This is a genomic window from Psychrobacter alimentarius (assembly GCF_001606025.1).
Classification (GTDB): domain Bacteria; phylum Pseudomonadota; class Gammaproteobacteria; order Pseudomonadales; family Moraxellaceae; genus Psychrobacter; species Psychrobacter alimentarius.
Map to the genome: position 1 here is coordinate 1,541,974 of NZ_CP014945.1, position 21,634 is coordinate 1,563,607.

Annotated in this window: 22 protein-coding genes; 12 read left to right on the forward strand and 10 right to left on the reverse strand. The window is 42.1% G+C overall.

Translation table 11 applies throughout. The annotated features are described in order from the left end of the window. Positions 1-4: 4 nt before the first annotated feature. The 11 genes from accB to A3K91_RS06400 all read left to right on the forward strand — a co-directional run bounded on the left by accB (position 5) and on the right by A3K91_RS06400 (position 10,110). Positions 5-520, forward strand: a complete 516-nt coding sequence (gene accB / locus A3K91_RS06350) for an acetyl-CoA carboxylase biotin carboxyl carrier protein (protein ID WP_062844510.1) — start codon at positions 5-7, stop codon at positions 518-520. Positions 521-592: 72 nt separating this feature from the next. Then, positions 593-1,942: an acetyl-CoA carboxylase biotin carboxylase subunit gene (gene accC, locus A3K91_RS06355; RefSeq protein ID WP_062844511.1), complete on the forward strand. Its 1,350-nt coding sequence runs from the start codon at positions 593-595 to the stop codon at positions 1,940-1,942. A gap of 68 nt (positions 1,943-2,010) precedes the next feature. After that, the gene (gene pxpB / locus A3K91_RS06360; RefSeq protein ID WP_062845898.1) at positions 2,011-2,664 is read left to right on the forward strand and encodes a 5-oxoprolinase subunit PxpB; all 654 of its coding nucleotides are present in this window, start codon (positions 2,011-2,013) and stop codon (positions 2,662-2,664) included. Between the two features lie 191 nt (positions 2,665-2,855). Then, on the forward strand, positions 2,856-3,779 hold the full coding sequence (locus tag A3K91_RS06365; protein WP_062844512.1) for a 5-oxoprolinase subunit C family protein: 924 nt from the start codon (positions 2,856-2,858) through the stop codon (positions 3,777-3,779). Further along, positions 3,769-4,506 (forward strand): 5-oxoprolinase subunit PxpA, encoded by a 738-nt coding sequence (gene pxpA, locus A3K91_RS06370; protein WP_084387281.1) that lies wholly within the window; start codon positions 3,769-3,771, stop codon positions 4,504-4,506. Before A3K91_RS06365 ends, pxpA begins: the two co-directional genes overlap by 11 nt. 40 nt (positions 4,507-4,546) lie before the next feature. Then, a complete protein-coding gene (locus A3K91_RS06375) occupies positions 4,547-5,734 on the forward strand; it encodes an NRAMP family divalent metal transporter (protein WP_062844514.1) in 1,188 nt (395 codons plus the stop codon). Positions 5,735-5,752: 18 nt separating this feature from the next. Beyond that, the gene (locus A3K91_RS06380; RefSeq protein ID WP_228139929.1) at positions 5,753-6,175 is read left to right on the forward strand and encodes an acetyl-CoA carboxylase biotin carboxyl carrier protein; all 423 of its coding nucleotides are present in this window, start codon (positions 5,753-5,755) and stop codon (positions 6,173-6,175) included. A gap of 256 nt (positions 6,176-6,431) precedes the next feature. Continuing rightward, positions 6,432-7,286: an SDR family NAD(P)-dependent oxidoreductase gene (locus tag A3K91_RS06385; protein ID WP_208855362.1), complete on the forward strand. Its 855-nt coding sequence runs from the start codon at positions 6,432-6,434 to the stop codon at positions 7,284-7,286. A gap of 106 nt (positions 7,287-7,392) precedes the next feature. Continuing rightward, positions 7,393-8,442 carry a zinc-binding alcohol dehydrogenase family protein gene (locus A3K91_RS06390; protein ID WP_062845900.1) on the forward strand — a complete coding sequence of 350 codons (1,050 nt, stop codon included), beginning with the start codon at positions 7,393-7,395 and terminating at the stop codon, positions 8,440-8,442. Between the two features lie 386 nt (positions 8,443-8,828). Next, complete coding sequence (locus A3K91_RS06395) at positions 8,829-9,275, forward strand: hypothetical protein (RefSeq protein WP_062844516.1); 447 nt, start codon at positions 8,829-8,831, stop codon at positions 9,273-9,275. Positions 9,276-9,507: 232 nt separating this feature from the next. Then, positions 9,508-10,110 (forward strand): ankyrin repeat domain-containing protein, encoded by a 603-nt coding sequence (locus A3K91_RS06400; protein ID WP_208855363.1) that lies wholly within the window; start codon positions 9,508-9,510, stop codon positions 10,108-10,110. Positions 10,111-10,145: 35 nt separating this feature from the next. On the opposite strand, the gene A3K91_RS06405 is transcribed toward A3K91_RS06400, so the two are convergent. From A3K91_RS06405 to ppiC, 7 genes are all read right to left on the reverse strand, one after another. Continuing rightward, positions 10,146-11,195 carry a dipeptidase gene (locus A3K91_RS06405; RefSeq protein ID WP_208855364.1) on the reverse strand — a complete coding sequence of 350 codons (1,050 nt, stop codon included), beginning with the start codon at positions 11,193-11,195 and terminating at the stop codon, positions 10,146-10,148. Positions 11,196-11,197: 2 nt separating this feature from the next. Further along, a complete protein-coding gene (pqqE, locus tag A3K91_RS06410) occupies positions 11,198-12,394 on the reverse strand; it encodes a pyrroloquinoline quinone biosynthesis protein PqqE (RefSeq protein WP_062844517.1) in 1,197 nt (398 codons plus the stop codon). Next, positions 12,391-12,675 (reverse strand): pyrroloquinoline quinone biosynthesis peptide chaperone PqqD, encoded by a 285-nt coding sequence (pqqD, locus tag A3K91_RS06415; RefSeq protein ID WP_062844518.1) that lies wholly within the window; start codon positions 12,673-12,675, stop codon positions 12,391-12,393. The genes pqqE and pqqD overlap by 4 nt, the downstream gene beginning before the upstream one ends. Then, complete coding sequence (pqqC, locus tag A3K91_RS06420) at positions 12,672-13,430, reverse strand: pyrroloquinoline-quinone synthase PqqC (RefSeq protein WP_062844519.1); 759 nt, start codon at positions 13,428-13,430, stop codon at positions 12,672-12,674. The genes pqqD and pqqC overlap by 4 nt, the downstream gene beginning before the upstream one ends. 30 nt (positions 13,431-13,460) lie before the next feature. Beyond that, positions 13,461-14,372 carry a pyrroloquinoline quinone biosynthesis protein PqqB gene (gene pqqB / locus A3K91_RS06425; RefSeq protein WP_062844520.1) on the reverse strand — a complete coding sequence of 304 codons (912 nt, stop codon included), beginning with the start codon at positions 14,370-14,372 and terminating at the stop codon, positions 13,461-13,463. Positions 14,373-14,451: 79 nt separating this feature from the next. Further along, positions 14,452-14,526, reverse strand: a complete 75-nt coding sequence (gene pqqA, locus A3K91_RS14070; protein ID WP_075107140.1) for a pyrroloquinoline quinone precursor peptide PqqA — start codon at positions 14,524-14,526, stop codon at positions 14,452-14,454. A gap of 179 nt (positions 14,527-14,705) precedes the next feature. Continuing rightward, positions 14,706-14,984 carry a peptidylprolyl isomerase PpiC gene (gene ppiC, locus A3K91_RS06430; protein WP_062844521.1) on the reverse strand — a complete coding sequence of 93 codons (279 nt, stop codon included), beginning with the start codon at positions 14,982-14,984 and terminating at the stop codon, positions 14,706-14,708. Positions 14,985-15,926: 942 nt separating this feature from the next. On the opposite strand from ppiC, the gene A3K91_RS06435 reads away from it, so the two are divergent. Next, positions 15,927-17,561, forward strand: coding sequence for a TIGR04141 family sporadically distributed protein (locus tag A3K91_RS06435; RefSeq protein ID WP_062844522.1), 1,635 nt, complete (start codon positions 15,927-15,929; stop codon positions 17,559-17,561). Positions 17,562-17,721: 160 nt separating this feature from the next. Here A3K91_RS06435 and A3K91_RS06440 read toward each other — a convergent pair whose 3' ends face one another. From A3K91_RS06440 to A3K91_RS06450, 3 genes are all read right to left on the reverse strand, one after another. Then, on the reverse strand, positions 17,722-18,816 hold the full coding sequence (locus A3K91_RS06440; protein WP_062844523.1) for an NADH:flavin oxidoreductase/NADH oxidase: 1,095 nt from the start codon (positions 18,814-18,816) through the stop codon (positions 17,722-17,724). A gap of 475 nt (positions 18,817-19,291) precedes the next feature. Next, a complete protein-coding gene (locus A3K91_RS06445) occupies positions 19,292-20,137 on the reverse strand; it encodes an IclR family transcriptional regulator (protein ID WP_062844524.1) in 846 nt (281 codons plus the stop codon). Between the two features lie 145 nt (positions 20,138-20,282). Beyond that, entirely contained in the window at positions 20,283-21,548 is a 1,266-nt protein-coding gene (locus tag A3K91_RS06450; protein ID WP_062844525.1) for an MFS transporter, read from the reverse strand. Positions 21,549-21,634: the final 86 nt, after the last annotated feature.

Sequence of the window (21,634 nt, forward strand, 5' to 3'; positions counted from 1 at the left end):
TCGTATGAATATTAACTTCACGGATTTAGAAAAGCTCATAAAACTGGCAGAAGGCTCAGACATAAAATCTTTAGAACTGACCGATGGCGATACGCGTATCTCTATCGTTTGTCAGGCCGATGACAATCACAATGACAACAGCAGCACGCGCAATTCTACTAGTAAAGTGTCCACATCAGAGCAGCAGACAGCAAGCGTATCTGCTCAGAAAACCATTACCAATAATGAAACAATAAGCTCTGATACAACTGATGAAACAGTAGCCACTGAGAACGCAGAGAATAACGTAACCGCCCCAATGCTCGGCACTTTTTATCTACGCCCAGAACCGACAGCCGAGCCTTTTTTTAAAGTCGGTGATCAGATAGAGGCGGGGCAGACACTATGCATCATTGAAGCCATGAAAATGATGTATGAGGTCAAAGCAGAAACGAGCGGTACGCTTAAAGAGATTTTGGTAGAAGAAGGTGATGTCGTAGAGTATGAGCAGCCTTTATTTATGATAGCGCCAAACAGTTAAGGTCAAGCAATACCGTGTCCATAACACCGCATAAATACTGTATTTGACATCATAATTTTTAGGAAAACAGACATGTTCTCAAAAATCTTAATTGCCAATCGTGGCGAGATTGCTCTACGTATTATCCGAGCTTGCAAACAGTTAGGTATTCAAACCGTCATTGCGCATTCTGAAGCTGACCAAGACTCACTGCCAGTACGCTTAGCCGACGAAAAAGTATGTATCGGCCCTGCCAATGCCACAAACAGCTATCTCAATCAAAGAGCGATCGTCTCTGCCGCCAAAATAACAGGTGCACAAGCCATTCATCCAGGCTATGGTTTTTTGTCCGAAAATGCGGATTTTGCGGCTTTGATTGAAGAGTCAGGGCTGATATTTATTGGCCCAACCGCAGACAATATTAGAAAAATGGGTGATAAGGTCGCTGCAAAAGAACAGATGACGATGGCTGGCGTGCCCTGTGTACCGGGCTCCGAGGGTGCATTGCCTACCGACTCGGAGCAAGTCATCAAGATTGCCAAAGACGTCGGCTATCCAGTAATCATCAAGGCAGCTAGCGGTGGTGGAGGTCGTGGTATGCGAGTGGTCGAAAAAGAAGCCAATTTACTCTCCGCTATTGCTATGACGCAAACAGAAGCCAAAGCCAATTTTGGCAGCTCAATCGTTTATCTCGAAAAATATTTACAAGCACCTCGCCATATTGAGATACAAGTACTGTCTGACACGCATGGTAACGCTATCTACTTAGGTGAGCGTGATTGCTCTATGCAACGTCGCCATCAAAAAGTCATTGAAGAAGCGCCGGCACCTGGCATTACCGAAGCGCAGCGTCAACAGATCGGGCAGGCTTGCGTAACAGCGTGCCAAAAAATGCAATATAGAGGGGCGGGCACATTTGAGTTTTTATACGAAAATGGCGAGTTCTTTTTTATCGAGATGAACACCCGAGTTCAGGTAGAGCACACCATTACCGAGATGATAACGGGTGTGGATATTGTTCAAGAGCAAATAAGAGTGGCTGCGGGGTTGCTGCTTGCGCACAAGCAAAGCGATATCAAAATCACTGGACACGCTTTTGAATGCCGTATCAATGCTGAAAATGCCAACACGTTTTTGCCCAATGCAGGACGTATAGACTATTGTCATATGCCCGCAGGATTTGGGATTAGAGTAGACAGTTATATCGAGTCAAACTATATCGTGCCGCCCTCTTATGACAGCTTGGTGGCCAAAATATGTGTGCACGACCATTCAAGAGAACAGGCGATAATAAAAATGCAAGCCGCCTTATCAGAGGCGCAAATCACAGGTATCGATACCAATATTGATCTGCATCAACGATTGTTTGAAGACAAGGTATTTTGTGACGGTCAAATGAGCATTCACTATCTGGCTGAGTGGATACAAGACAATATAAGTTAAGAATAAAAACGAGCGCTAAAGCTGAAATGAAAGCTGACGTTGAAATAAAGATCATGGAGCGCATACAAATGGAAATACAGTGGCAAATATGCAGTGAAACAAATCTGGCTTTGTTCTTTCCAAAGCCAGTGACCCTAGACAAGCAGCGACAATGCTGGGCGTTAGCGGACATTATAAAAAAAATGCCAGAAGTCATAGAAGTCGTGATTGGCATGAATACGCTCAGCGTATTTACGGTTTCATTGACCCTGACTGAGCTCAGAAATGTAGAACAGGCGTTATCTGAGCTACTGAATGACATGCCTTCAAAAACCATAGAGGGCAAGCATGTCGAAATCCCTGTGCATTACGGTGGCAAGTACGGCCCTGATCTTGCTGCCATGTCGAATGATTTGAACCTCTCGGTTGAAGACGTTGTCAATCTGCATACGGAGGCGACTTATACCGTGTATTTCATTGGTTTTCAGCCAGGATTTCCTTATCTTGGCGGCTTATCAGAATCCTTGTATTTCCCAAGACATGCCATACCTCGAACGCAAGTACCAGCAGGCTCAGTCGGTATAGGCGGCGAGCAAACGGGGGTTTATCCTTTTGAGTCGCCAGGCGGTTGGCAACTATTGGGACAAACCGATACCTCATTATTTGATTTAACCAAAGACTCTCCGACGCTGCTTAACGCAGGCGATACTTTGAAGTTTACAGCGATTGATATTCATGAGTAAATTTAATCCAAAATAGAAATGGCAAATACAGTCATCAGGTTCTACTGGAATAAATTTTTCTTACTGGCTGTGCCTACGCCGACAGAGGTGACAAAAAATTAGTTCCATTCTCGCTATGCCTTTTTTATATTGGACTGACTCTAGCTATAAAGATAGTACGAATAAAAAATATAAACAAATAGGTGGTATCAATGAAAATTTTAGCCGCAAGCGCCCTTGCTAGTATCCAAGATTCAGGACGATTGGGCTACCGAAGCATGGGCGTGGGTAGAAACGGAGCGATGGATAGCTGGTCGCTACAAGCTGGTAACGCTTTAATAAAAAATGAGCTTAATGAGCCAGCAATTGAAATTTCTTTAGGTAATTTGACTATAGAATTTGAAGAAGACGTCAGTTTTTGCCTAACAGGCGCATTATATGAAGCATATTTAGATGACAAACGCATTCCTTGCTATTGGCGTATCAATGCAAAAGCCAATCAAACGCTCAAACTGGTACGTCCGCTACAAGGTATGTATACCTATCTATGTGTACATGGTGGCTTTGATATTGAACCAGTCTTAGAGTCGACCAGTACCAATACCAAAGCGGGTTTTGGTGGATTTGAAGGTAGGTATCTTAAAGCCGATGACACTTTAAATGTAAAAGTCGCTTCACACTTACCCGTCATTGGCGTGGCTCGCCTGACACCAACTCAAATGATTAGAGTCATAAAAAGTAGCGAGTATGAGTGTTTTACCGCTGCTTCCCAAGAAGCGTTTGAGACACAAGCGTGGAAGCTGCAAACTAACAGCAATCGTATGGGCTATCGCTTGGCAGGAGAATCAGCGCTTGAGTTTGCTGAGCCTGTAGAGATGAGTTCGCACGGCGTAGATATTGGTATGATTCAAGTACCACCGCAAGGGCAACCCATTGTTTTGATGGCAGATGGGCAGACGACAGGAGGCTATCCCAAAATTGCTACCGTCATCAATGCAGACATAGGAATGATGGCACAAATTCGGTTCGGTAAAGCGTGTCAGTTTACGCTCGTAGGTTTAGAACAAGCATTGCATGAACAACAAAAAAGACACCACTATATTAAGCAAATTAAGGAATATGCTGATGAAAATTGATTTAAATGCCGATGTCGCTGAAGGCTGTGGGCAAGATGATAAATTATTAACCATCGTCAGCTCGGCGAATGTCTGCTGCGGTCTTCACGCGGGTTCTTATGATGAGATGCTGGCGACCTTGCAATTGGCCAAAGCAAACAATGTAAGAGTAGGCGCGCATCCGGGACTGAACGATAGAGAAAACTTTGGCCGTACCAATCAGAGCTTGAATGAAGCCAGTTACCGAGCTTTGTTATCCTATCAACTGGGGGCAACCAAAGCACTCTGTGATTTGGTTGGTGTGCCTTTGGAGTATGTCAAACCCCATGGTGCACTGTATAACCAAGCAGCGGTTGATGAGGCGTTGTCAGATATCTTGGTGAGTGAAATCAAACGCTTCGACCCAAACTTAAAAGTGATGGGTTTGTCGGGTGGTCATCTTGTCAAATCAGCAAAAAATCATGGTTTAGTGTCAATATCAGAAGTGTTCGCCGATCGCAACTATGAGGAAGATGGCTCATTGGTCTCCCGTAGTAAAGACAATGCATTGATCACTGATACCAATGAAGCAATCAATCATGTATTACAGATGATTACGGAGGGGACTGTTACCAGTGTAAGCGGCAAAAAAATCCCAGTAGAGGCGCAAAGTATCTGTTTACATGGTGATGGGGAACATGCCATTTTATTTGCTCAAGAGATTAAAAAACAACTAGAGATCAAAGGTATTAAGATATCCGCTCAATAGTAATTTGAATCGACTTATTTTGTATAACACAAGGATGTTCATGAGTACCTTAAAAAAACATAATACCGCCATTTTGGGCGCGGCCTTTTTGATGGCCACATCAGCTGTCGGACCAGGGTTTTTGACCCAAACGGCTACCTTTACCGAAAGTCTGATGGCAAGTTTTGGTTTTGTTATTCTAATATCTATTATCATGGATATTGGCGTACAGCTTAATGTTTGGCGCATTGTCGCTGTCTCTAGAAAACGGGCACAGGAAATTGCCAACTTAGTATTCCCAGGCGTCGGTTACTTGCTTGCATTTTTAATTATTGCAGGCGGGCTTGCTTTTAACATTGGTAACATTGGCGGTGCAGGTCTTGGCATGCAGTCTATGTTCAATATCTCGCCTATCACTGGGGCATTGATCAGTGGTGTCGTCGCAGTAGCCATATTCTTAGGCAAAGAAGCCGGCCCCATGATGGATAAGTTTGCTCAGCTGATGGGCTTTATTCTTATTGTATTGATCATTTATGTGGTGTTCAAATCTGACCCACCATTGGCTGAAGCTGTTACCAAAACCATCATGCCCGACAAGATTGATGCAGTGGCTATCGTTACTTTGGTCGGCGGTACGGTTGGCGGTTATATTACGTTTTCAGGTGCACACCGCTTATTAGAAGCAGGCGTGAGTGGAGAAGAAAATCTGGGCGCAGTGACGCGAAGTTCAGTGTCTGGTATTTTGATTGCTTCTGTTATTCGTGTGTTCTTGTTTCTTGCCGTTTTAGGTGTGGTGTCTCAGGGTTTTACCTTGAATCCGGCAAACCCAGCTATGTCGCCTTTTGAATATATATTAGGCAATGCAGGTAAGGTGATTTTTGGTATGGTCATTTGGGCCGCCTCCGTGACTTCTGTCATTGGTGCTGCTTATACTTCTGTGTCTTTTATGACCAATTTTCATCCGTTTATTGAAACGTACAAACGCTATTTTATTATTGGCTTTATCGTCATCTCAACGCTGGTGTTTGCCACTATCGGTAAGCCTGCTCAAGTACTGGTATTGGTCGGTACTTTAAATGGTTTGGTATTGCCTATTGCAATGGTCATTATTCTTATCGCTGCTTATAGAAAAAACATCGTCGGTAACTACAAGCATCCTATTTGGATTGCCGCATTTGGTTGGTTGATTGCCATTGTCATGAGTATTCTAAGCGTGATGACGATCGCTAAATATCTTGGTATGAGTTGATAATTAATTAAGGAATTTATGATGGATATAGAGCAAATAGCGCGTGTGGTTAAGCTGGTTGAGCGCAGTCAGTTGCACGAAATAACAATTGCGAATAACGGGCAATCTATTAAAGTGGTTAACAATATAGACTCACAGAACAGTGCTAATCCGCTAGAAGCTATGCCGACTCAAGAGCTTGAACAGAAAGACAGTAAACCATTACAAGTATGTGCAACTCATGTGGGAAAAGTTTACTTAAGTGAAGATGATACAACTGACCAGCTGGTAAATGAAGGAGATAGTATCGAAAAAGGTCAGACGATCTGTTTCATTGAGGAGTTGACTCGTTTGCTTCCTGTTATCAGTGATAAAACAGGTATTATTGACACCATCTTAGTTAAAAATGGACAAAACATCGAATATGGTCAGCCTATTTTAAAATTAACAAGCAGTACATAGCGTGTATGGATTAACTTAGCATTCAGCCAGCAGCTTATTGATTTTTCACTTGGCGGTATCTTGTCTTTATATGGGCTTGGTACCGTCATTTTTATGGGCAGTGACTAAAGGTTTCATTATTAAGAAATGCCGAGAAAACTGGTAAATATCTGCTGTTAGAATCACAACACTTTCATAACAATGGCTGCTATGACGACAGATAAAATAGAACACGTATCTAAAACTGAAACCATAATTCAAACAATAAGGACGGTTTATGACTATGCATAAAACTATTTTAATCACTGGTAGCACGGACGGCATTGGCAAATTAGCTGCTTTAAAACTGGCAGAAGCGGGGCATCAAGTGTACCTGCATGGCCGTGATGCGGACAAACTGGCCAGTGTGATTACTGAAGTCCAAGCAGTAGCGACAGGTGAAGCATTAGATAGAGTTGGTGGGTTTGTAGCGGATTTCTCTGATTTAACTGCTGTACTTAAGATGGCATCCGACGTGAATGAAAAGTTGCCAAAGCTGGATGTCTTGATAAACAATGCAGGAATTTATACCACATCAGCTGCAACGACCAAAGATGATTTGGACATACGCTTTGTGATCAATTACCTAGCACCTTATGAGCTGACCAATACGCTATTACCGTTACTCAAGCAGTCTAGTAAAGCACGCATCATCAATCTAAGCTCAGCTGCCCAAACGCCGATATCATATGAGGCATTTGCAGGACAAGCCAGCTTGGAGGATAAAACTGCCTATGCGCAAAGTAAGCTGGCACTCACGATGTGGAGTATGGCCTTGGCTGACAAGATTGCCAGCGATGATATCAATGTGATTGCTGTGAATCCAGGTTCCCTTCTCAATACCAAGATGGTTGATGAAGCGTATGGTCAGTACTGGTCATCAGCAGACAAAGGCGCAAATATCTTAACGGAACTGGCAATCTCAGATGAGTTTGCTAATGACACGGGTAAATACTTTGATAACGATATCAAAGATGGCATACAAGGTGATGTAAGAGGCGAGTTTGGAAAACCGCATGCTGATGCTTTGAATAAAGAAGCCATTGCAAAGCTTGAGAAGCATACAGAGCAGGTCTTGCAATCGTTATATTAACCATAACTCATTTCATAAGAAGCTTCACTTAAGCTAATTAATGTCCAGATAAAGACGCTACTGACGCTATTTATTATTAGGAATAAAAACAATGCAAAATCAGACAATAAAAGCCATTGGTTATAAAGACAATTTCGCTATCGATAATGAACAAGCACTACAAGACATTACCCTTGATAAACCGACTGCTACAGGCCATGATATTTTGGTAGAGGTCAAAGCCATATCTGTAAACCCCGTAGATTATAAAATCCGTCAGTCACGTCCTGCACCAGAGGGTGAGTATGCGGTGATTGGCTGGGACGCGGCGGGTATCGTGACGGCTGTCGGCGATGAGGTCAGCTTGTTCTCAGTAGGAGATAAGGTGTATTACGCTGGTGATTTGACCCGTTCAGGTAGCAATGCTGAATATCAACTGGTTGATGAGCGTATCGTTGGGCACATGCCATCATCGCTATCTTTTGCAGAAGCTGCGGCATTACCACTCACCACGATTACGGCTTGGGAGATGTTGTTTGAACGCCTGCAAGTGCCTGTTACCAATAGCTCGACAGATAAAAATGGTAGTGATGAGCGTGATAATGACGTCTCGGTATTGGTCATTGGTGCAGCAGGCGGCGTAGGTTCTATCTTAACGCAGTTATTAAAAACACGGACCTCTGCCACAGTCATCGGTACTGCATCACGAGATGAGAGTGTACAGTGGTTAAAGGATTTAGGCGCAGATCATGTGATCAATCATCGTAACCCATTGTTTGATGAGCTACAGAAGACAGGTATCACTGAGGTAGATTATGTCGTGAGTCTCAATAACACCGATGAGCATTATGAAGAAATCATCAAATGCTTAAAGCCACAAGGTAAGTTAGGACTTATCGATGATCCTGAATCATTAGACGCTAAGGCGCTTAAAACTAAATGTCTGAGCCTACATTGGGAGTTTATGTTTACGCGCTCAATGTTCCATACGCCAGATATGCTTGAACAGCATCGTTTATTAACGGATGTTGCCAACATGATTGACGCAGGCGAGATCAAGACCACCGTTGCCTATCATCTTGGCACTATCACAGCTGAACATGTACGCAGTGCGCACCAAATGCTAGAAAACCAGCAAGCACATGGCAAGATAGTGTTAGAAGGTTGGCCTGCGTAGGGCTTATATTTTCATCAAGTATAATCTTAAAACCAAAATAAAAACCACCTTAGCTTGATCGGCAAGGGTGGTTTTTTTGGGCTTGCGTGGTTATACAATTAGTCGTACTTCAATATCTAATAGTAACTCCGTCACGCAGTGTAACCAAAAGCGCTATTCTACTGATGAAATTGAGAAAACAGGTGTTGAATATCAAAAATAAATTTGGGTACTAAAAAAGATATGCATAGTAAAAAAATTGAAATGATTAAACAATATGAAAAAGAGAATGGCAAACTTATGGAAACAATAGCCATTCAGATTATCCAGTTAATTATGATATTTTTGATAGAGATATAAGGGTCAGTACTGGAAAGATCGTTTAAACCAATTGCAAGGAAATTAATATGAGTTCATTCAATACAGTGGAAAAGTTGTTATCTGAAAAAAAGCATGCTGCATGTCTAATGCAAAAAAAAATTGAAAAGAAAGAAAGTACAGAAAATATTCTTTTAGAGTATGGTGTTAAAAAGGACAGTGGTTTTTTTAAATTGTATACAAAATATTTTTTAAGATTTTTGAATAGTCGTTCTGGTGCTGGTGAAATAGTTGATCCTCTGCCACCTCAGGGTTTCTCAGCTAAAATGGTACATGATTATTGGGATGTACCTAACAACTATATTCTATTCAGTACAGGCGAAGGTGAAGGGGGTTATTTGTATAACATAGAAAATGATAGTGTATGGGACTTTCAGATTGGTCAGCTACAGCAACTAGCCGACGGTACATTACCGCATTGGGATAGTTTTTACGATTTTATGATATGGTATTTGAGTGATGAAGAAGATGCCTAAAGCTCGACGATTTTTTATCATAAAGCCTAACTAATTAAGTTAGGCTTTATGTTTTTAACTGCTTCATTCACGTCAAAATAGTCGTAGTACATCACGATAATAGCTACTCTCAACATTTCAGATTAAAAAGTATGTCTGACAATCGTAGGCATACTGAAGAAATGGAAGGTAAGGGTGGTATCCAAGATATTGTTGTGGAAATGAAGCAGTTTTTAAATGAAGGAAAGTAGATATGAAAATGACTAAACAGAGAAGAGAAGAAATATCGAAACGTTATCAAGAGCTTTATGAACAAGATCCTGAATTGCGAGTGGCTCATGCAAATAGGAAAGGTGATATTGATTTTTTGAATAATATTTTTTTAATAGATAACCTTCTTGCTATCTCAGCTGTAACGGAAGAAGCAAAGTGGAACTGGCTACATCGTTCACTAATGCATATTCCTAATCAAGCTAAAGAATGGACAGGCACACCACTAACAACTGTTAAATTCTATATTGATAAAGGAGTGACTATTAACGCTCAAGATAGGTATGGTATGACGCCATTGCACTATGCCATGCGAGGTAAAAATGCGGAAGCAGCCATAGCCTTACTAGAAGCAGGAGCAGATCCAAATATACCAAACAGAGACAACGTTATTCCCTTAGCTATGATTGGAGGAATGCCTGAAAGACTTGATCTACTTAAGCTAATGCTTGATAAGGGAGCCAATACACACTATAAAAATGGTAATAATGAACTAAGTATAGTAAATAGTATGAAAAAGCACCTTGGAAGGCAGGAAAAATTCATACCCGTTATCCAACTCTTAGAGCAATACGCATCGATATAGATATTCTATTTCGCGGTATCCAAAGATATAAAATATCAACTCCATATCTTATCCAACACAGCAAACCAATTTTTTGACGTGATCTTTTCAATAAGCGCATCAGAGAAGTGGCGTTGTTGCATCCGCTCAATCAGCTTGGAGATTTGACTGATATCAGACAATTCATCAGGTAACAGGCATCCATCAAAATCAGAGCCAAAGCCAACGTGATCTTCGCCTAGATGGTCAATCAGATAAGCAAGATGATTGACGATCACATCAAGTGAGGTCTGCGTATCTCGCTGCCCATCCGCACGCAGAAATGCTACATCGAAGTTCACCCCAACCAGACCACCATTTTGTTTAATGGCAGCCAGTTGTCGATCAGTCAGGTTTCTTGCTTGCGGACATAAGGCATGGGCGTTCGAGTGGGTTGCGACAATGGGCTGATCGATAATTTCTAGCGTATCCCAAAACGCACGCTCATTCATGTGTGACACATCGATGAGCATGTGTTTATTACGACACGCCAAAATAAGGTCTTTGCCTTTAGTGGTGAGACCAGATCCTGTATCTGGAGAGTGCGGAAAGGACGCATTTAAGCCATCACCAAAGAGGCTTTTTCTATTCCACAGTGGGCCGATACTTCTGAGTCTTGCTTCATAAAATACATCCAGCAACTCAGGCTCAATAGCCAAAAACTCAGCACCTTCAAGATGAAGAACAATGGACAATTGCTGATTCTGCTGGCAGGCTCTGATTTGTGCAACAGATGTACAGATCTGAATCTGACCGTCTGATCGCGCCTCTAATTGCTGGGCAAGTTCTAATTGTGCGCAACAAATATCAACGATTTCTTGCGGAGTGAAGTCTGAGTTTGACGGATTGGATAACTTATCGGGATGGTTGTTTTTTACATAAGCATAGGGCGGTAAGAAAATAGAGAATAATCCGCCCATCCAACCTGCTTGTCGGCAACGCTTTAAATCTAAATGTCCCGGTAGCGTGCCATAAATAAAATCATGCACCGGATCGTCAGCCGAGCTTAGCCACAGGCGGGTTAACAGATCGTTATGGCCATCAAAGATGATAGGCTTGGCATTCATATTTAATCCATCAGGGTACGAGTAGGAATCAATTGCTCTTGACCTACTTGTACTTTATTGACTTGTGTTTCATTGACTTGTTTATCACTTAACCGCTTGGAGTTTTTAGGGTTGCGAAAGCGCAATTCCTCAAAAGGTACGGGCGTCTCGCTGTTGACACGCGCCTCTTCGATCAGATAGTGATAAGGCGATTTGCCACATACTGGATCGGCGTTTTTGGCATCGCCCGTCAGCATAAACGCTTGGCAACGACAACCGCCATAATCGCGTTCTTTATCAGGGCAGCTTTGGCACATATCAGGCATCCACTCATCACCGCGAAAGTGATTGAAGCTGTCTGAGTCATACCAGATGTCTTTTAATGGTGTCTGCCTGACATTAGGAAACTGCATGGGCAGCTGTCTGGCGGCATGACACGGTAGGGCAGTGCCATCAGGCGCGACGGTCAAAAAAATCTTGCCCCAACCATCCATACAAGGTTTTGGGCGTTCTTCATAATAATCAGGTACCACAAAGATCAGTTTGCATTTGATACCACGTTCTTCAATTTTTTTGCGGTATTCATTGGTAATGCGTTCGGCTCTGACCACTTGCTCTTTGGTCGGAAGTAAACCTTCAATGTTTTCAAACGCCCAACCATAAAACTGGCAAATAGCCAGCTCAACCGTGTCTGCTTCAAGCTCTAAGCATAGATCAATAATCTGGTCAATCTGATCGATATTTTGGCGATGAATCACAAAGTTAAGTACCATCGGATAGTCATATTGCTTGACCAGACGTGACATCTCATACTTCTGTTCAAAAGCATGTTTTGAACCCGCCAATGCATTGTTTACCGACGGATCACTGGCCTGAAAACTGATTTGAATATGTTGTAGGCCTGCTTCTTTTAAACTCGCGATTCTGGCCTCAGTGAGTCCCATACCTGAAGTGATCAAGTTGGTATAAAAGCCTTGCTTGTGTGCATAAGCGACCAGCTCTTCCAAATCTTGGCGAACCAGCGGCTCACCACCCGAAAACCCAAGCTGTACCGCGCCCATTTGCCGCGCTTGATCAAACACATCAAACCACTCCCCAGTCGTCAGCTCTTCTTTATACTGAGCATAATCAATGGGGTTGGAGCAATATGGACACTGTAATGGGCAGCGATAAGTCAGCTCCGCCAGCAGCCATAATGGTAGTCCTACTGGCGCAGTCATACTAAATCGATCCAATGTTCGCGCTGGGCCACTAGCATATACTCAACGATGTCTTGCTCGATTTCAGGTACATCACCAAACATGGCTTTTACCTTTTGGATAATATCCGCAATGGAGGCTTCACCATCAATATGCTGACCAATGACGCTGGCGCTGTCATTAAGTTTGATCATGCCTTCAGGGTAGAGCAACACATAAGCATTTTGGGCTGGCTCGAACTGAAAGCGATAGCCATGACGCCATACAGGTACGATAGAATGATCTAACTCAGGTATACTCATTTAAACAATCCTTTATGCCAGACATTATCTGTTGTGACGCTCTGGTAAGGGGCTTGATTATGAACATAAGCCAAGCTCAACGCATCCAAAATCGTCCATAAAATATCAAGCTTGAACTGTAAGATTTCAAGCATACGCTCTTGTTGTTCAACCGTTTTGAATGAGTCGAGTGTGATGGTCAGACCATGCTCAACATCACGGCGAGCTTGACTCAAGCGTGAGCGGAAGTAGATATAGCCTTCTTCTTTGATCCAAGGATAATGTTTGGGCCAAGACTCTAAGCGAGACTGATGAATCTGCGGGGCAAATAGCTCAGTCAGTGAGCTACTGGCGGCTTCTCGCCATGAGGTGCGACGCGCAAAATTCACATAAGCATCAACGGCAAACCGCACACCCGGTAAAACCAACTCTTCAGAAATCACTTGCTCACGTGTCAGACCAACTGCTTCAGCCAGACTGAGCCACGCTTCGCGGCCACCGCCATCAGGATACACACCATCTTGATCAATCATGCGTTGAATCCACTCTTGACGTACGCGCTGGTCGGGACAGTTTGCCATGATGGCTGCGTCTTTTAGTGGAATATTGATTTGATAGTAAAATCGGTTAGCGACCCACGCTTGAATTTGCTGCTGCGTTGCCTGTCCTTCATGCATCATGATATGAAAAGGATGGTAAATATGATAATACTGACCTTTTGCCAAAATCGCTTGTTCAAACGCTTCTGTGCTAAGTGCTGCTTTTTCTTCTTGCATTGCTTTTACCTTAGTATTTCAGTCTTCACCTTACAACTCAATCTGCATGCCATCAAAAGCCACTTCAACCCCATGCTGCTTTAATTGGGCTTTCTGTTCAGACTTTTCGTTCAGTATTGGATTGGTGTTGTTGATATGGATCAATATCTTGCGTGAATTGGTGAGCTGGTCTAAATAATGGAGTGAGCCATCTTCGCCACTGATGTGCAAATGCCCCATGTCTTGGCCGGTTTTTGTACCGACACCGCACTCTTGCATCTCATTATCAGTCCATAGGGTGCCGTCAATCATCACGCAATCAGACGCTTTCATGATTTGCATGACGTCATCGTCAATTTTGCCCAAACCTGGCGCATAGAACAGCTGCTTTTGTGTTTTCAAATCTTTCACAATCAAAGCAATATTGTCGCCATCATGCGGATCATTGCGATGCGGAGAATAAGGAGGTGCTGAACTTCTGATAATCAATGGGGTTAGCTCTAAATTACTGTAGCCGTCAATTTGAAAGCTCTTTTTTGGATCGATTTGATTGTATTGTAGGCCGCCGTTCCAATGCTTTAGCATATTGAAAAGAGGAAAACCTGTGCTGAGGTCTTGATGCACCATGTCTGTACACCATATCCGAATAGGGCAGCCTTCACGTAGGGTCAACAGGCCTGTGGTATGGTCAAGTTGACTGTCCATCAAAACCACATCGGTAATTCCTGTGTCTCTCAAGTGACGAGCTGGCTGAGCCGCCTTAAAGTCAAATAACTGCTGGCGAATATCAGGTGAGGCGTTGAATAGTATCCAATCTATGCCATTTTCTGATATGGCGATTGACGATTGGGTACGCGTTTGTGCTTCAATCGTGCCCTGACGCACGCCATGACAGTTATCGCAATTGCAATTCCACTGCGGAAAGCCGCCACCAGCTGCTGAGCCTAAAACATGAATATACATAGATCAATTTTTCCAAATTTCTAAAAAAATAAAAGCCCTAATCATCTAGGGCTTTTAATGTACTGAGTTCTAGTAAATCTTAACGTGCTTCAAAATACATAGTGATTTCGAAACCGATACGGATGTCTTGAAAAGCGGGTTTAGTCCACTGCATGGGATGTCTCCGAAAAGTTATTATGGGATCATCGTTGAGATGAATGAAAGTAACCATCTATAAAGTAACTATATATCAATGGTATTATAAGCTGACCCTCAATGTCAATTTGTTAAAAATTATGTTTGGAGGGTTTTGGTAACAAAGACTGACGGTAGTGAACGCTCTGACTCTAATGCTTAGGTTCTATAAAGAACTTTGACCACATGCCAGCCAAATTTGGTTTTTACTAAGTGCGGGGTCAGGAGCTCACCGCTGAAGCAGACTTTATCAAATGCCGGTACCATTTGACCTTTTGTAAACTCCCCTAAGTTGCCGCCTTGTTTACCTGATGGGCAGGTGGAGTGTTTCTTAGCCAGCACATCAAACTGAGCGCCTTTTTTGAGCTTGGCGAGGATGTCATCAGCCTGTTCTTTGTGTTTTACTAAAATGTGTAATGCGCTAGCGGTACGAGCCATAGTGTAAACCTTTCATAAAATATCGATTATCAAGGCATTATATCATGGCTTATCTTGGTTGCTAACCTCGCTTGGATAAGCGAATTCGTTAGAAGCTATCTTGCTTCTCAAGTCTCATATTTTGATTTATGAATCTGACCAAGAAAATGTGATGAGAGATGAGGCTATTTTTGCGATACTGTGTTTTAAAATATGGTTCAGCTATAAAAGCTGCCTTTAATAAAGATGATCGCCGTTTAAGAGAATTGATGATTGTGGGCACGGCACTTTAGTTAATAAATAATTATTTAATCGGTTCACCTGCTGCATGAGCATTCTGTAGTTTAGGGTTTGGGTACAATAGTGAAAATAAACAATATTGGCTCAGCTGCTCATTCTCCTGAACGTGTAGCAGAAAAGATGCTTGGCCTGATTCAGACAGGCGAGCGCCAGGACGATTTGGTACCTAAAGGATAGGGTGGTCGTATTGATCTTTGAGTATTTATAATTTTAAAGAGATTCAATAAAGTCGAAGAAGATACTGGTGATCTAAAACCTTTTTTTATCAACGAAAAGAAAAATTGAATATTTAGTACAGAGTTTGTTGATTATCTGAACAACTCAATAACTATTCAGTATCGAGATCTTCCATAATACTTGGAGAACACCTATAGTTTAGTATGCATATGCTTTTTGATCAGTGTCAAAAAGACTAATTTCATAGGAGTCAGCTTTCGTAAAATATTCAAATGTATATGTAGTCGTTATAATTTCCAATAATATAATTAAAAGTAGTTTTAGTGTGAAATTATAGAAAATACTGTTCAATATATTATTTATATGTTTAGGAGCTTATTTTTCAGTGAAAGTATGAGTAAATGAAATATAGGGCATTTTGGAGTACTACAGGAAACCAAAATGGGATCTAATAAGACGTTACGAATTAGTAAGGAATTAATTTCAATGGAAGAAAAGAAGCCATACTTATACTTAAACGCATTCTTGGCAAAGGATGAACATGCTTCGCTAGAAGCATCCGATTTCTTAAAAGGAACATCCCAAGTGAACGCTTATGATCTAGACAGCAAGCATGAGCTTGAAGGAAAGCTATTCGTAAAAATACCGGAAGAAAAGAAGCCAAAATGGAGTGCATTTACCGAGGGTATTACAGGCGTTTCACTCGATGAACTTACTAATCGCTCTAGCTCGGCAGTTCTCATTATAAAAACAGCAAAGACTACAATGGCTTTTACCTTCGGTTATGGTCGGTTCTTGATAGACACAAAATACTTTGTTCATGACTTTGGGATAAAAACTGCACTCAATACGCTCAATCATGATAGCTTGCGCAGTGTTGACCTCTTCACTTTAGAAGATCAAGCCGTACAGAAAAAGTCGCAAGCATCGAGGGAATCAACGGTTGGAGTATTTGGTATTGATATTTCCAGAGATGTTTTACGAGCTGTTACTGGGTCACCAAAAACTAGCGTGAATTTAGAAAATATTTCAGGCGGTGATTCTGTATACTCCTTTGCTATAAAGATTGATGTCGATGAAATATCAAGCTTGGTAGATTTGCTTTCTAACTACTATAGTAATGACTCATATAAAAATGGATTTTCATGGGTTGACAATATTAGGAAGGTTAAAGGAAATTCAGAAATCAATAGTCTGGACGAAAAGCTACTTGAAAAAATTAAATTAAAGAGTTTAGACATAACAATAACTCTTCCTGAGATTGTTCAATGGGATGCGATTTATGGTTTTAGTTTTACTCGCTCTAAGTGTTCAATAAAGCCAATAATTGAGACAAGTAATTATTTTGACAGTTTAGATATTGCAGCGGTTTCAATTGATTCAATTAAACGGGACCGATTGTTCGTATATGATGTTCACGAAAATGAATCCTCATATAAAATATATAAATGCATTTATTTTGAATATAAAGAAGCAAATAATACTTATATATTGTTCGCGGGTTTATGGTATGAAATTGATAATAGTTTTATGTCTAGAATTGATTCTGTTCTTGCTCAAATAAATATATCAAACTTGATTTTCCCCAAGATCTATGTATGGGAAGAAACTAAAGATGAGCAGCTAAAATCAAAAATTGAAACTGAAGGCGACTACAATGAAAGGGTTGCTAATGACCATTCTTATCACTTGCTTGATAAGAAGCTGATAAAAAGTAACAAGACAACCTCATCTATTGAACTTTGCGATTTGATGACCGATAACAAACAGTTTATTCATGTAAAGCATAGAAAAGGAGGTTCAGCTGGTTTAAGCCACTTATTCGCTCAAGGTAGCGTTTCTGCTGAAATCTTACTTGGTGACAAAGAGTTTAGGAAAAAAGCACGGAAAGTTTTGAAAAAAGTCAGCAGCGGCTTGCAGGATAGCGTTTCACTTGACAATTTCAAAAGTGATGGAGTTGAAGTCGTCTTCTTAATTTTAGGCGAAGATTCAGCTAGCCTAAAGAGTAACTTGCCATTCTTTAGTAAAGTTAACCTATCGAAGGCATTTGAAAATCTTTCTCAAAGAGGGTTTAAAGTAACTATTTCAGGTGTTGATACAGAGCTGAAACTTGATACATAACAAGTTACTCCACTACTTGAACGTTATGAACCCCTACTTCTCATTTGATTATACAAAATAGCACAACCTAGCGTTTTAACCACTTCGAAGCTGGACGACTCTGTTTATAACAAAAAGGCTCAATCGGTCATAACCAATTGAGCCAGTATTGCCTATATGCTTACTCTATTGGAGAAGGCTTACCATGTGGGCTTGAGCGCAGATATTGTTTAGGCGCTTTTACCTTTGCGCCAAGCTTTGCAGCAGCGTGCCAAGGCCAGTGCGGGTCATAAAGCATGCCTCGTGCCAATGCAACTGCATCCGCTTGCTGCTTGGTGATGATGCTTTGCGCTTGCTCGGCTTCGGTGATTAAGCCTACTGCGATGACGGGTATATTGACCGCTTCTTTTATCGCGGCGGCAAAAGGCACTTGATAGCTCGCTTCCACAGGGATTTGCTGCTCTGGGCTCAGTCCTGCGGTACTCACATGGATATAATCACAGCCTAATGCTTCTAATGCTTTAGCCAGCTCGATCGTTTGGGTAAGGTCCCAGCCGCCTTCGACCCAATCGGTTGCAGACACTCGCACACCCACGGGCTTGTCACTTGGAAACTCAGCTCGAACTGCTTTAAATACGTCAAGTAACAAGCGCATTCTGTTCTCAAGACTGCCGCCGTATTGATCATCACGTTTGTTAGAAAGTGGCGATAAAAACTGATGTAATAGGTAACCGTGCGCACCATGAATCTCAATCAAGTCAAGACCCAGCGCATCGGCGCGTTTTGCCGCATTGACAAAATCGCTTATTAACTCGTCAATGTCATTTTGAGTCATTGCTGTAGGCACGGTAGAGCTTTCATCATATGCCAGCGCCGACGGTGCCACCGTTTGCCAACCATTTACCTTATCAGGGGCAATCGACCCGCCGCCGTCCCATGGCTTTTCGGTTGACGCTTTACGCCCAGCATGCGCAAGTTGTACGCCAATCGGCATCGGGCTGTACTGTCTGATAGCTGTTAGCGTTTTATCTAGTGCCGCTTGCGTTCGGTCATCCCATAATCCCAAATCAGCATAGCTGATACGTCCTTGTGAATTGACCGCAGTTGCTTCTAAGATAAGTAGTCCTGCGCCGCTCAAACTCATTTGGCCTAAATGGATTGTATGCCAATCGCTTGCCGCGCCATCATTGGCAGAGTACTGGCACATGGGTGCGATTATAATACGGTTGTCTAATGTGAGTTGCCCAAGTGTCAAAGGCGAAAAAAGTTGGCTCATGGTGAATCCTTAAAAAACGCGCCTAAAGGCACGGAAAATAATATGCAAAAGTGATATAAATTATTTATGGTCGATGCTCTTTAAAAGAGACGTAAGACTGGGATGAGTGCTGCGCAGTCTTTGTATTAACAGCACGCAACAAAAATCTATACCAGTCTCACATCATGATGAACGTATCTATTTTACTGAGAACTGACTATATGTGATGACCGCTTAAATAGTTGATGGGGATGACTTGTTATTTTTATAGGGCACATCTAACGGCAGGTCGTTACGGTTATGCATTAGTCGTTTAAAAATTGTTAGTAGGTATTTCTTCGTATGATGTTTCACTACTCGGTTTTTGCTGCAATGCTTTTGCAAGGTATAGAACGGCTAGAGAGCCGCTATCTTGGCTTAAGTGGATTGTCGATTAACAACTATCGATTTGTTATGACTAAAATGCAGATGAACGAGATGAAAATAACCTTATAAATTAGCTAATGTACAGATTGTCTTCAATGCTATTTTTCATATGTAGCAGGCGAGGGGCGATGTCTTCTTCTAGTTTGTCACGACTAAGGACGAAGCTTGGTGCCCCGCAGTTAAAGGTCAATAGGCCTTCAGTCGGATGCATCAATGCTGTGGCAACCGCATTGACGTCTTTTTGCCATTCACTGATAGAAAAACAATAGCCGTAATCGTCATAATCTTTAAAAGCCTTATCGAGCCCGCGTCTGATCTTTAACCAATCCTCTTTATGCTTCGTACGAATGGCATCCAGTATGAATTCTTGCTCAGCTTGCGGCATGCTGGCTAGGCAGGCTCTTCCCATTGAGCTTAAATGAATCGGTAAATACGAGCCGACATTGCGTCGCATGGTCGTGGTGCTAGATCCTTGCACAACATTGAGATACACCATCGTTAGGCGATCACGAGTGGCCATAGCCACGGCACTGTTAGCATAGTCTGCCAACTCTTCCATAAAGGGGGTGACCAAATTATTAATAGAGATATTGGCCATCATGGTATAGCCGAACCCCAACACGCCTACAGAAAGTTGATACTTGCTACTATTTGGAGATTGCTTTAAATAACCTAACTTGACTAAGGTATAAGTGAGACGCGTGATGGTTCCTTTAGGAAGCCCTGTTAATTGACTTAACTCTTGGTTTCCTAAAAAAGGGCGTTGCGGGGTAAAACAACGCAATAGCTCAAGTCCTCGAGCCAAAGCAGTGATGAACTGTCTATCGTTTTGATCTCTCATCTCTGCAATGGGCTCTAGCAACTCAATATGCGTCGTATTATTAGCACCTTCGTCTGTAGGATTTTTAGTGGTCATATAGTATTTTTATCTCAATTAAGTTCATATAAATATGATAGTAAACGCACAATTCGCGGTAATAATATTATATTAAAGACACGACTAAGAGATTCACAAAGGTATTATAATCTATTTCGCTATGCGGTACATACATGGACGACTATTATGCTTTTTGTGGGTCATATTGCTGTTCTTTGATAAATAGGGTTGGAATAAGGCCACATAAGAAGTACGCGCCTGCCATGAGCAATAGGCCTGCGCCGATAGAGTTGTGCATGGCCATATAACCAATGGCGACAGGGGCAATCACTGAGCCGAGTCGTCCAAGATTAAAAGCACCGCCAATCGCCGTTCCGCGAATAGCGGTGGGGAAGCTTTCGGTTAAATAGGTGGCATTAATGGCATAAGGAATACCATATAAGAAACCAAAGGTAATCATCAGCCAGCCGATGTTTTCCGGTGTATGCATATATACCAAAATAGGAATAAATAAGGCGGTACCCATCGTGCCAAAGGCAAACACGATTTTGCGACCGATTTTATCAGCGACAAGGCCTGCGACGACTTTAGCAAACATCATAGTCAAATAAGTACCCGCCATGTAGAGTGCCATCTCTTTAAATTTTATGCCAAGCTCGGTTTCTAAATAAGAAGGTAGCCAGTTACTGACCCCAAAATAACCAAAGAGTAGTAATCCTGAGCTCATCGACCATAAGATAAACATCAAGCGATGCTTTGGATTTTCAAAGATGGCTTTATAAGGATTTTCAGGTTTTTGTAGAGGGTCTTTTGCGCCACTGAGTTTGAGCGCGCGCGCCGCTTTCCAAGACTGCGGCTCAGGAATCAAAAAATACATAGAGATTGAGAGAAGAATAGGGATAAAGGTTAAGAGGTATAAGGTGCGCCAGCCATAACTTGGAATGATCCAAGCGGAGATGCTTGTGATTACTAAAGACCCTAAGGTAAAACCTGTCATCAATGCGGCAAGTACCGTCGTTCGATGTTTAGTCGGCACCATCTCAGACATCAAGGTATTGGTTGCGATATACAAACTACCAAGACCCAAGCAGGCGACAAATCGTAAGCCCACAAACTGCTCATAGCTCTGCACAAATCCGCTAAAACCAGACAAGATAGAAAACATTGCCGTTGCAATTACAATAACCCGTACTCGCCCAAAACGATCACAGGCCCAGCCGCCAAAAACCCCGCCGATGGCCATACCAAATAATGACCAACTGCCAAGCGCGCCAGCTTGAACATTGGTCAATCCAAATTCTTGCTTCAAACTTGAGAGAGTAAAGGCGAGAATACCAATATCGGCACCGTCACATAACAAGACTAAAAAACAAAAAAAGAACGCCAGTTTCCAAGGTTGCTTTTGTGCAGCACCCAAGTCTGGATCCGAAGTTATAGCAGCACTTTTCACAATATATATATCCTTATTGTTGTGAGAGTAAAACACTATAGTGACGTGACTAACATGAATGAGGTATCTGCGTCCTAGCAAATACC

Bases quoted from the DNA above. Each gene is read 5' to 3' on its own strand.
- A3K91_RS06380 (WP_228139929.1), top strand. From the start codon at position 5,753: ATGATGGATATAGAGCAAATAGCGCGTGTGGTTAAGCTGGTTGAGCGC.
- A3K91_RS06385 (WP_208855362.1), top strand. From the start codon at position 6,432: ATGACTATGCATAAAACTATTTTAATCACTGGTAGCACGGACGGCATT.
- A3K91_RS06445 (WP_062844524.1), bottom strand. From the start codon at position 20,137: ATGACCACTAAAAATCCTACAGACGAAGGTGCTAATAATACGACGCAT.
- pqqC (WP_062844519.1), bottom strand. From the start codon at position 13,430: ATGCAAGAAGAAAAAGCAGCACTTAGCACAGAAGCGTTTGAACAAGCG.
- ppiC (WP_062844521.1), bottom strand. From the start codon at position 14,984: ATGGCTCGTACCGCTAGCGCATTACACATTTTAGTAAAACACAAAGAA.
- A3K91_RS06375 (WP_062844514.1), top strand. From the start codon at position 4,547: ATGAGTACCTTAAAAAAACATAATACCGCCATTTTGGGCGCGGCCTTT.
- accB (WP_062844510.1), top strand. From the start codon at position 5: ATGAATATTAACTTCACGGATTTAGAAAAGCTCATAAAACTGGCAGAA.
- A3K91_RS06400 (WP_208855363.1), top strand. From the start codon at position 9,508: ATGAAAATGACTAAACAGAGAAGAGAAGAAATATCGAAACGTTATCAA.
- A3K91_RS06395 (WP_062844516.1), top strand. From the start codon at position 8,829: ATGAGTTCATTCAATACAGTGGAAAAGTTGTTATCTGAAAAAAAGCAT.
- A3K91_RS06405 (WP_208855364.1), bottom strand. From the start codon at position 11,195: ATGAATGCCAAGCCTATCATCTTTGATGGCCATAACGATCTGTTAACC.
- pxpA (WP_084387281.1), top strand. From the start codon at position 3,769: ATGAAAATTGATTTAAATGCCGATGTCGCTGAAGGCTGTGGGCAAGAT.
- A3K91_RS06365 (WP_062844512.1), top strand. From the start codon at position 2,856: ATGAAAATTTTAGCCGCAAGCGCCCTTGCTAGTATCCAAGATTCAGGA.
- pxpB (WP_062845898.1), top strand. From the start codon at position 2,011: ATGGAAATACAGTGGCAAATATGCAGTGAAACAAATCTGGCTTTGTTC.
- accC (WP_062844511.1), top strand. From the start codon at position 593: ATGTTCTCAAAAATCTTAATTGCCAATCGTGGCGAGATTGCTCTACGT.
- pqqB (WP_062844520.1), bottom strand. From the start codon at position 14,372: ATGTATATTCATGTTTTAGGCTCAGCAGCTGGTGGCGGCTTTCCGCAG.
- pqqD (WP_062844518.1), bottom strand. From the start codon at position 12,675: ATGAGTATACCTGAGTTAGATCATTCTATCGTACCTGTATGGCGTCAT.
- A3K91_RS06435 (WP_062844522.1), top strand. From the start codon at position 15,927: ATGGAAGAAAAGAAGCCATACTTATACTTAAACGCATTCTTGGCAAAG.
- A3K91_RS06440 (WP_062844523.1), bottom strand. From the start codon at position 18,816: ATGAGCCAACTTTTTTCGCCTTTGACACTTGGGCAACTCACATTAGAC.
- pqqE (WP_062844517.1), bottom strand. From the start codon at position 12,394: ATGACTGCGCCAGTAGGACTACCATTATGGCTGCTGGCGGAGCTGACT.